Here is a 9,717-nt window from a genome sequence, read left to right on the forward strand (position 1 = left end):
CCGATGGGGTGGGAGGCGCTGGGGCACTGGGGTGAAGACGCCGCTCGTGTCGAACGGCTTGCGGGCGGAGTCGCCAACGACGTGTGGAGTGTGCGGGTCAACGGACGCCTTGCGGTAGGTCGTCTAGGTGCCAGGAGCGACGCCGACCTGGCGTGGGAGACCGAGCTGCTTCAGTACCTCGACCGCGAAGGCCTGACAGTGCCTGTGCCGATCCCGGCTAAGGATGGCCGATTGTTCGCCGATGGTCTGGTGGTGATGACCTATGTGGAGGGCGGACCGCCCGAGACACCGGCCGACTGGCGTCGCGTGGCCGGCACGCTGCGCGAGGTGCATCGGTTGACGCAGGGCTGGCCGCAGCGCCCGGGTTGGCGGTCGTCGACCGATCTGCTGCACGCCGATTCCGGGACGAAGGTGGACCTCGGCGCGATGCCTGCCGAGGGTGTTGCTCGATGCCGGGCGGCGTGGGCGCGGCTGACCGGACGTCAGACCTGTGTCGTGCACGGCGACCCTAACCCCAGAAACATCCGTGTGACCGCGAATCACGTCGGGTTGATTGACTGGGACGAGTCGCACGTCGACGTCCCCGACCTCGACCTCGTGCTTCCCGGCAACGCCGCCGGCCTCGACGACGGCGCGCACGACATCGCCGCGCAAGCATCGGCCGCGTGGGAAGCCGCCGTCTGCTGGGACGACGACTACTCAGTCAAGCGGCTGGCCGAAGTCCGCCCGGTCTGACGAGGTCGGTGTCAGCGCTCCTGATTGGAGCGTGCTCGGCGCGCGAGCCCGGGATAGGCGACGACAAGCCCGTCTGGGTCCAGCTGTAGGTCGGCGGTGAAGCCGCTATCGAGTGCGCTGAAACGGACGGTAGACCCACTGTCGTGCCTGCCCAGGTGCTCATAGCGCTGCGGCGCGGCATGAAGCGACAACTCCGGGACCGCCACCCACACCACCAGGATGTCGCAACTACCCGCATCGGTGTGAAGTTTCGCGCGACGAACCGGCATCAGATTCGTCAACGGCGCCAAGCCCAGATCGCAGTCGAGAGCCCCCTCAAGTTCGGCCGCCAGCTCCTGCGGCGCGCCCGGCGCCGGCAGCTGGCATTCCCCAGTGCTGAGGGCCCGCCAAGTCCAGGCGCCGGATTCGTTGCGGCGCAGGAATAGTTCGCGGTGCCAGCCGTTGCCGGTGACTCGCGCGACGAGATGGCTGTGAACAAAGCCGCGCCGGACGTCGAGCTTGTAGGACAACTGGTATGGCTCAGGATCCATCCCGGCCTGAAACCCCGTTGCTAGAAAACCGATCTCCTTGCTGGGATCAAGGCGCGCCGTTTCCCATCGGTCAGCATCGACCCCACGCCATGAGATCAACTTGGTACGGTCCACGGCAGCCATAATAGGAGAAGCCCGTGGCAGAAACGCTAGGCCCAATCCCCCGGAGCCTCGACTTGGTCGGACACCCGGAAGCTGGTGCTGCATTGCGTGCACGTGGCGCAGCCGAACACATACGTGAGCGCTTCGGCGACACCGGCCTGTTGAGCTTGCAGGCTCAACGTGTGCAGCCGTTGACCGGCGCCCGTCAGCTCGTGGGGTAGGGCAGGCAGCAGTGGTGTGTGTTCGACATCAGGCTTGATCGCGTAGTCCTCATGGGTGGCGAAATGGCCGTGCTCGCCGAACACCACGAACAGATACGTTCCGCAGGTCGGACACTCGACTTCGATCTCGTCGTGGATGACTCGGTCGAGTTCTTTGCCCCACACCTCATCGCCTTCCAGCGCCAGTACCGTCTTCAGGCGGTAGATGAAGTCCTGTGGATCGATAGGTGTGGGAAGCCAGGTTTCGGTCAGCTGATGCAGAGTTGCTAGCGCTTCGGCGTACCGGGCTCGCGAAGCTTGGTCGAGGTCCGCGGCGATGTTTCCAGCGAAGATCAACACCTGATCGCGGTCCGCGGGTGTGAATCCTGCGGCGATGACGGCAAGGTCGGGCAGGAGCGGGAAGCTGTCCGGGTAGCACTGGCCCTGATGGCAGACCTCGTGATAGAGGTCGCTCCAAGCTGGCGCATGTGGGTCGGCCGCCACGGTCTGCAGCAAGTTCTCGATCTTCGTCACGGTGCCGATCTAAACACAGCGGGATTCCGGACGGTTATCGTCCGGGATGGAATCTATGATCCGCACCGTGAACGAGACTCCCGTACGGGACTGGCGCGTCCTGGACGAAGGCATGAGCGCCTGGTTCGAGGCGCCGTCGATGGCCGCGGGTGCGGCACTTGTCCGCCGCATCGCCGAGCTGACGGAAGCCACCGGTCTGCCTGACGTAGACCTGCGCCCCGGCGGGGTGCGGGTGCGGATCGGCCCGGCGGGAGACCTCAGCCGCAACGACGTGGAGGTTGCGCGTTCGATCTCGGCGGCCGCCCAAGAGCTGGGCTTGGCCGCGGACCCGGCTGTGCTCCAAACCGTGCGGCTCGTGATCGATACCGCGGACCGGCCGTCGCTCATGTCGTTCTGGCAGACCGTGCTCGCCTACGAGCCCGTCGGTGCCGATGGGCTAAGGGATCCGTCGCGACGCGATCCCGTGCTGTCGTTCCACCAGAGCCAGCCCCGGCCGCTGCGCAATCGGATCCACATCGATGTGGTTCGTGCGCCGGAAGCGGTGGAGGCGGTCAGGTCCGCAGTCGGACAAGAACCGTTCGGCGCGTACGGGGTCGCGCTCGCCGACGCCGACGGGAACGAGGTCGACCTGGTCCCCGGTGGCCAGCTCTCGAAGGGCCCGGAGACCGCGGACTGGCAAGTGCTGTTCGCCGCGATGGCCTACTACCCTGTCGATTCGCCGCTGCTGGCGTGTGCGCTTGTGTCGGCTGTTGCCGGTCTGGCAGACGACGCGGGGCTGCCGTTGCTGGTGGACCTGCGGCCCGATGGCGTCACGATCGACGGCGGGAAGGACCAGTGGGACGACGGGGAAGGCTCCGCTACGAGCCAGTTCGAGGACCTGGCGGGTCGAATCCAGACCGCAGCCCGCGATCTGGGGCTTTCAGCCGACCTGACGCGCCCCCGTTTCGTCCAGCTCGGCATTGACGCCGTCGACGTTCCTGCGGTGCGAGCCTTCTGGGTGTCGGTGCTCGGATACGAGCGAGACCCGCGGACGTTCGTGACCGACATCTACGATCCGCGCCGCCTCAATCCGGTCCTGTTCTTCCAGCAGATGGACGCATCGGACCCGGAGCGGCGGCGCCAACGCAACCGCATCCACTTCGACCTCTTCGTCCCGCACGATCATGCCCAAGCCCGCATCGACGCGGCGTTGGCTTCCGGAGGACGGATCGTCGCCGACATCACTCCGAATCGCCGAACCCTCGTCGACCCGGAAGGCAACGAAGTGGACATCATTACCGTGCGCCAGACGTAGTTGCCCTGGTTGCCCTAGCGTTAGGGAATGACGGCCACTCCCGCTGCGTCCGGAACCGCCCCGGCGCGGTCGGCTCTGGTGCTGGGCACGCTGATTCTGGTCGCCGCGGTGGCCAACCTCAACCTGTCGGTCGCCAACGTGGCGCTGCCTTCGATCGGGCGCGCTTTCGACTCCTCGCAAACCATGCTCAACCTGATCGCGGTCGGCTACTCGCTGGGCCTGGCCGCCTCGGTGCTCTACCTCGGTGCGGTCGGCGACCGATACGGCCGCAAGCTGTTGCTGGTACTCGGGATCGGCCTTTCGGTCCCGGCCTGTCTGCTGGCCGCCAATGCCGCCTCCGACGTCATGCTGGTTCTCGCCCGGGTGCTGGGCGGGGTCGCCGCGGGCATGGCATACCCCACGACGCTCGCCCTGATCGCCGCGCTGTGGTCGGGCAAGCGCCGTACCAAGGCGATTGCCATGTGGTCGGGCATAGGCGGTGCGGTCTCGGCGCTCGGGCCGCTGCTGGCAGGCGCTGCGCTGCAACGGTTCTGGTGGGGTTCGGTCTTCCTGCTCACCCTTCCGCTGGCACTGGTGGCGCTTATCCTCGCGTGGCGCAACGTGCCCGCGCACGTCAACGAGACCACTGAGCCGGTCGACAACCTGGGCGGCGTGCTCTCTGTGCTGCTCGTCGCGGCATTGGTCTTGGGTGTCAACTTTGCGCCCAGCCCGGGGGCCGGCGCGGCAGTCGCCGGGCTGTTCCTGGTCGCGCTGGCCGCCGCGGTCGCGTTCGTGCTGCGCCAGCGGCGCGCGCCAAATCCGCTCTACGACCTGAAGGTGGCCTCGCGGCGCACGTTCTGGGTGGCGGCGCTGGCCGGGATCATCGTCTTCGGCTCGCTGATGGGTTCGCTTTTCATCGGGCAGCAGTTCATGCAGAACGTGCTTGGCTACACGACTTTGCAAAGCGGCGCCGCGATTCTGCCCTCGCCGCTGCTGATGACTCTGGTCGCCGCGCGTTCTGCGAAACTGGTTGACCGCTACGGTTCCCGCTTCACCCCTTTATGTGGGTACGGGTTCCTGCTGCTGGGTTTCCTCACCATGTTATTGCTGTGGCACGAAGGCATCCCATACTGGCGGGTCGGTCTGGCCTACGCCCTTGTCGGCGCCGGCATCGGCTTCGCCGGCACCCCCGCCTCGCGGGCGCTGACCAACTCGGTCCCGGTACGCCGCGCCGGCATGGCCTCCGGCACCGCCGACCTGCAACGCGATCTGGGCGGCGCCGTCATCCAGTCCATGCTCGGCGCCCTGCTCACGGCCGGCTACGCCGCCTCCTTCGCCCGGCAGATCCACCAGTCGCCGGACGCCGCCCGGGTCAGCCAGGCCACCGAATCCGAGCTGCAGAAGTCTTTCGCCGGCGCCGAGCAGACCGGCCATCGCTATCCCGACTACGCCACCCAGATCACCCACGCGGCACGGGAGGCGTTCCTGCAAGGCGACCGCTGGGCGTATGCGGCCGCCGTGGCGGCGAACCTGATCGGCATCGCCCTGGTCTACTTCGCCTACCCCACGCACGCCGAAGAGACCCGCCTGCTCGCCTCCTACCAGTCCAGCGACGCCTGAGTCGCCGGGGCGACGAGGCAACGCCAGACCTGGAAGGCTGCTCGGTATGCGAGCGATGGACGGCGACGATGTCGAGCAAGCGGTAGCCGAGATGATGCGGATCCTCACCCCGCACGAGTCCGCGGACTGGGGACGCCGGGCCGGCACCCTCGAGTGGAGCTGCTGGACGACGGCGGCCCATGTCGCCCATGACCTTCTCGCCTACGCTGGGCAGCTCGCTGCCCGACCCGACCACGCCTACCTACCGTGCGACCTCGTTGCCCGGGAAAGTGCCTCACCCCGCGATGTCCTGCGCACGGTCGCAGGCTGCGGCCGCCTGCTCAGCACCATGCTGGCCGCTTCGGCTCCCACGACACGCGCCTGGCACTGGGGACCGACCGACCCGAGCGGCTTCGCCGCCCTCGGCGTGAACGAAACGCTGATGCACACCCACGACATCACCCAAGGGCTCGGGATCGGCTGGAGCCCACCGGATTGGCTATGCCGGGCCGTGCTCGCCCGGCTCTTCCCCGGCGCTCCAGCCGGTGATCCCGTCGAGGTGCTGCTCTGGTCCACCGGGCGTGGCGACCTCCCCGGCCACCCACGCGTCACGTCCTGGGTACTAAAGGCAGCAATTGATTAGACACCGCCATGCACGCTGAGGCAGGGATAATTGGCTTGCGCAGGCGCCGAGCCGAGGGTTTGACTGCTCGCCATGCTCTCCCCCTCACCGATCTTCGTTGCCGGCACGGGCCGTTCGGGAACTTCACGGATCGCCAACATCATCGGTGAACATCCGCTGATCCATCGGATTCCAATGGAGACCAAGTTTCTCATCGACCCGGGTGGCCTGCGGGACCTGGCCGACGCGCTCACCTATCGGTACGACCCCGACGTTGGTGAGGACGCCTTGCGCCGGTTGAGCGACTTCCTCACCGTAAGAGTGCCCGGCCGGCGCGACGATCGCGGCAAAACCGTTCCCGAGCTGGTCGGCGAGCAGCGCTACCGGGACGCGGTGCAACAGCTGTGGCCGCACTTGATCGCGTGCACATACGACGAACCAGCGCCCGCGGAAGGCTTCGGGAACGCCGACCGGCCCGCCGGGCCATTCGAGCCGCCCAGCCGAAGGCGGGTACTTCCCAGGTATTTCAGCGACCGGCAGGAACTGCTCGCGATTTTGCGGGGCCTGGTCGACACGATGTTCGGCGGAGCAGCCGCCGACGCGGGCAAACCGACCTGGTGCGAGAAGACACCTTTCAACCTGCTGTCCATGGAGTTCCTCTGGGAACTTGTCCCCGAAGCGACCATCGTGCACATCAAACGTCACCCGGTCTCAGTGCTTGCTTCCTATCTGGCCCAGCCATGGGCACCACCCACCGTCGACGGGGCGCTCGCCTACCTCAAACCGGTCTACCACCGATGGCTCACTTGGAAGAACACAGTCGACCTGACGGGCAGGCGATATATCGAGGTTAAGGCAGAAGATCTCGCAGCCGACTGGCCCGGACAGCGCCGCGCCCTATTCGAAAGGCTAGACGTCAACGACTTCGCCACCCCTTCAACGTTTCAGTCGCACAAGCTGACGAACCGCGACGACCAATTCGACAGCGAAACCCGTGAACACATCGAAAAGGCACTTGGCAAAGTCATCCCGGCCATGGGATATCAATGACGGGTGGCGCTAAGGCGGTGGAGCGCTTGGCCAGACGGTGGCGGCCGAGCCGCCGCCGCGGCGGGTCGGTTCGGCCGCGGCGAGCAGCTGTCCGGAGGCTAGGAACTCGATGGCTGTCGCTGCCCCGATTTCTGGGGTGGACGCGAATTCGTGACCTAGCGCCTCAAGCCCGGGGCGCTGCGGGTCGAAGCCGGGCTCGGCCAACACGTCCGGGGTGTTGCGCTGTGCCGCCCGAGCGGCGGCAAGCGCCTCGGGCAGTGTCATTCCGAAGTCGATGCGGTTGACCAGCATCTGCAGCACAGTGGTGATGATCGTCGATCCGCCTGGCGTGCCAAGGGCCAGGAACGGGCGACCGTCGTGGAGCACGACCGTCGGTGCTATCGAGCTGCGCGGCCGTTTGAACGGTGCCGGCAGGTTGGGATCGGGCGCGGAGCCCTGGGTGGGGACGAAGCTGAAGTCGGTCAGCTCGTTGTTGAGCAGGAAGCCCCGGCCGGGCACGACCATCGCGTTGCCGCCGGACTGCTCGATCGTGAGCGTGTACTCCACGACGTTGCCCCAGCGGTCGGCCACGGCCAGGTTCGTGGTGGACTGGCCCGCCGTAGACGGCGCTCCGGCAGCGGCGGTCGGGCAGGCACCCTGCGATCCGTGCGGCACGCCCGGTGGGACGGGTTTGGTCAGCGCGGCCGCCGGGTTGATCTGGCAGGCGCGCTGCGCGGCGAAGCCATCGCTGAGCAGCTCGCGCAGCAGGGCCCGCGGAGTGTCGTCGCCGACGTAGCGGTTGCGGTCGGCGAACGTGAGCGCACTGGCCTCGAGATAGTGGTGCAGCGCTTGGGTTCGCGAGAGGCCCGACAGGTCGAAGCGCTCCAGGATGTTCAGGGCTTCGCCGACCGACTGGCCGCCGCTAGACGGCGTCGCCATGCCGTACACGTCCAGGCCGCGGTAGCGCGAGTGGGTCGGCTCAGGGAACCTCACGTCGTAGCGCGCGAGGTCCTGCCGCGTCATCTCCCCCGGCCGGATGGGCCACGGCCAGGTCCCGACCGGGTTGGCTGCGATTGGCGGCTTCTGCACGGTCTCGACGATGTCGCTGGCGATGTCGCCACGGTAGAACACTTCTGGGCCTTGCCTGCCGATGAGACGGTACGTGGCCGCGAGGTCACGGTTACGCAACCGGCTCCCGACGGCGGGTGGCTGCCCGCCGGGCAGGTAGAGCGCGCTGGTGGAGTCGAACTGCCCGAACGCGGCGGCGTTGTCGGCGACCTGCTGCTGAAACGTCGCGTCGACGGTGAAACCCGTCTCGGCGAGCTGGGCCGCCGGGCGCAGCGCCTGCCCCAGCGACAGACTGCCCCAGCGGTTCAGCGCAGCCCGCCAGGTCGCCAAGGTGCCGGGCACACCGACCGAGAGGCCGGACACGCGCGCCTCCTGGAACGCGTAAGGCAGCCCGGTCGCCGGGTCGACGAACACGTCGACGCTCGTCGCGGCCGGAGCCGCCTCCCGACCGTCGATTGTGGACACTCGTCCGCGACGGGCGTCATAGAAGACGAAGAAACCGCCACCGCCGATGCCGGCGGAGAACGGCTCGGTGACGCCCAACGCAGCGGCCGCGGCGACCGCGGCGTCGACGGCGTTCCCGCCCCGCCGCAGCACCTCCAACCCGATCCGCGTGGCGTCGGCGTCAACCGTGGCGACGGCTCCGCCAAAGCCGACCGCGGTCGGCTCCTTGACGAACAGATGGTCAGCCTGCGCGGGCACAGGCGGCAGCACGCCCACCGCCAGCACCGTCGCACCGGCCCATACCGCTCGCCATCCTCGGACCTTCATACCCGCGCCCCCGCATCTTGACCGGCATGTGGCGTGGTTGCCAGACCCGCGGGCGCCTCTTGTGCCGTCGGCCGGTTGCCGCCAATTCTATGAGCAATGCGGCGGGCTGCTCCTCTTTGAACCTGCCCCATTCCCCTGGCGTGTCAGCGGTCCACGGCCCGATCAGTCCATGACCGGCAGCGGCTCCCCGGTGCGGGCGTCCCAGCGCCAGACCGATGCAAGGTCACAGGTGAACAGCATCGGGCGGCCGGCCACCTCGGCGTAGCCGGTGTCGGAAATCGGTTCCTGATGGCCCTGAATCAGGTCGCCGTGCCGTTGGCCGGTGACGGTGTCGAAACGCTGGATCTGGCAGAAGCCTCCGATGGCCAGGATGGTGCGATCCCCGTCGGGGAAGGAGCAGATCCCGCCGATCACATCCTTCATCACCCACCGATCACCAAGGGACGCACCGGTTTCGGCGTCCCAGCGGTAGGCGGCCTGATCTGTGGCGCCGGTGACGAGAATAGTGCGGTCGCCGTCGCGGTAGGCCGCGCCGTGCAGGACGTATTGGTGGTGCTTGCCGTGAACCTGTTGCGGCCGCGGGTCGGGGCCGGGCAGCCAGCGCCACACCTGGCCGAACTCGTCACCGGCGGCCAAGTGCGCCCGGCCGGCCAGCTGGTAGCTCCATAGCGCGGTCACCCGGCCGCTGAGCCGCGCGAGCCCGCCCACCGGCTCGCCGCTGGCGGAGTCGAAGCAGCGCACGGCACCCGATTCGTCACCGGCGGCCACGATCTCGTGTTCGCCATCGCGGTAGGACGTCATCGCCGTCACCTTCTCCATCACCCGCCGGCGCAAGGCGAAGGGCCGCCGTTGCGGGCGAAGCGGCGCCAGCTCCCTGCCAGACGGCACGGCCCACCGCCGCGCCCGGCCGCCCCAGCCGTCGATGCCGGCGATGACCACATCGGACCCGTCGCGATAGGCGTGCCTGGCAACGCCGTCAAGCAATGGCCCGAGTTGTTCGCCGGTCTGCGCGTCCCAGCAGCCGATGCTGGAGTTCATGTTGAAGGTGGTGGCGACAAGCACCACCCGCTCTCCCACCGGCACCAGGAGCAACCGGTCGGCTCGATGATGCACGAACGGCCGGGCCTGGGCCCGCCACCGCTGCGGCACCACCCCACCCGGCACGATCTCGTCTTCGATCAGCCCGGCCAGGTGCTTGGCAAACCGGCCCGCTACGGCCTGCAGCGCGGGCAGGCACGCGACGAGCTCCCGGCG

Annotated in this window: 9 protein-coding genes; 5 read left to right on the plus strand and 4 right to left on the minus strand. The window is 68.0% G+C overall.

Annotated elements, in window-relative coordinates:
• Nucleotides 1-3: 3 nt before the first annotated feature.
• A complete protein-coding gene (locus tag Rhe02_RS08670; RefSeq protein ID WP_203907570.1) occupies nucleotides 4-735 on the plus strand; it encodes a phosphotransferase enzyme family protein in 732 nt (243 codons plus the stop codon).
• 11 nt (nucleotides 736-746) lie between these two features.
• Here Rhe02_RS08670 and Rhe02_RS08675 read toward each other — a convergent pair whose 3' ends face one another.
• Entirely contained in the window at nucleotides 747-1,388 is a 642-nt protein-coding gene (locus tag Rhe02_RS08675; protein ID WP_203907571.1) for a putative glycolipid-binding domain-containing protein, read from the minus strand.
• A 26-nt stretch (nucleotides 1,389-1,414) separates the two neighbouring features.
• Entirely contained in the window at nucleotides 1,415-2,101 is a 687-nt protein-coding gene (locus tag Rhe02_RS08680; protein WP_203907572.1) for a hypothetical protein, read from the minus strand.
• 67 nt (nucleotides 2,102-2,168) lie between these two features.
• Here Rhe02_RS08680 and Rhe02_RS08685 point away from each other — a divergent pair, with 67 nt between their 5' ends.
• From Rhe02_RS08685 to Rhe02_RS08700, 4 genes are all read left to right on the plus strand, one after another.
• Nucleotides 2,169-3,395 (plus strand): 4a-hydroxytetrahydrobiopterin dehydratase, encoded by a 1,227-nt coding sequence (locus tag Rhe02_RS08685; protein ID WP_239123560.1) that lies wholly within the window; start codon nucleotides 2,169-2,171, stop codon nucleotides 3,393-3,395.
• A 27-nt stretch (nucleotides 3,396-3,422) separates the two neighbouring features.
• Nucleotides 3,423-4,994 (plus strand): MFS transporter, encoded by a 1,572-nt coding sequence (locus Rhe02_RS08690; RefSeq protein ID WP_203907574.1) that lies wholly within the window; start codon nucleotides 3,423-3,425, stop codon nucleotides 4,992-4,994.
• Between the two features lie 55 nt (nucleotides 4,995-5,049).
• Complete coding sequence (locus Rhe02_RS08695) at nucleotides 5,050-5,616, plus strand: maleylpyruvate isomerase N-terminal domain-containing protein (protein WP_203907595.1); 567 nt, start codon at nucleotides 5,050-5,052, stop codon at nucleotides 5,614-5,616.
• A gap of 72 nt (nucleotides 5,617-5,688) precedes the next feature.
• Complete coding sequence (locus tag Rhe02_RS08700) at nucleotides 5,689-6,645, plus strand: sulfotransferase family protein (RefSeq protein WP_203907575.1); 957 nt, start codon at nucleotides 5,689-5,691, stop codon at nucleotides 6,643-6,645.
• Nucleotides 6,646-6,654: 9 nt separating this feature from the next.
• On the opposite strand, the gene ggt is transcribed toward Rhe02_RS08700, so the two are convergent.
• Both ggt and Rhe02_RS08710 read right to left on the minus strand, forming a co-directional pair.
• Nucleotides 6,655-8,463 carry a gamma-glutamyltransferase gene (gene ggt, locus Rhe02_RS08705; RefSeq protein ID WP_203907576.1) on the minus strand — a complete coding sequence of 603 codons (1,809 nt, stop codon included), beginning with the start codon at nucleotides 8,461-8,463 and terminating at the stop codon, nucleotides 6,655-6,657.
• A gap of 162 nt (nucleotides 8,464-8,625) precedes the next feature.
• Nucleotides 8,626-9,717: WD40 repeat domain-containing protein (locus tag Rhe02_RS08710; RefSeq protein ID WP_203907577.1), on the minus strand; the 1,092-nt coding region annotated here is incomplete at its 5' end.

The sequence above is a fragment of the Rhizocola hellebori genome, assembly GCF_016862955.1.
Classification (GTDB): domain Bacteria; phylum Actinomycetota; class Actinomycetes; order Mycobacteriales; family Micromonosporaceae; genus Rhizocola; species Rhizocola hellebori.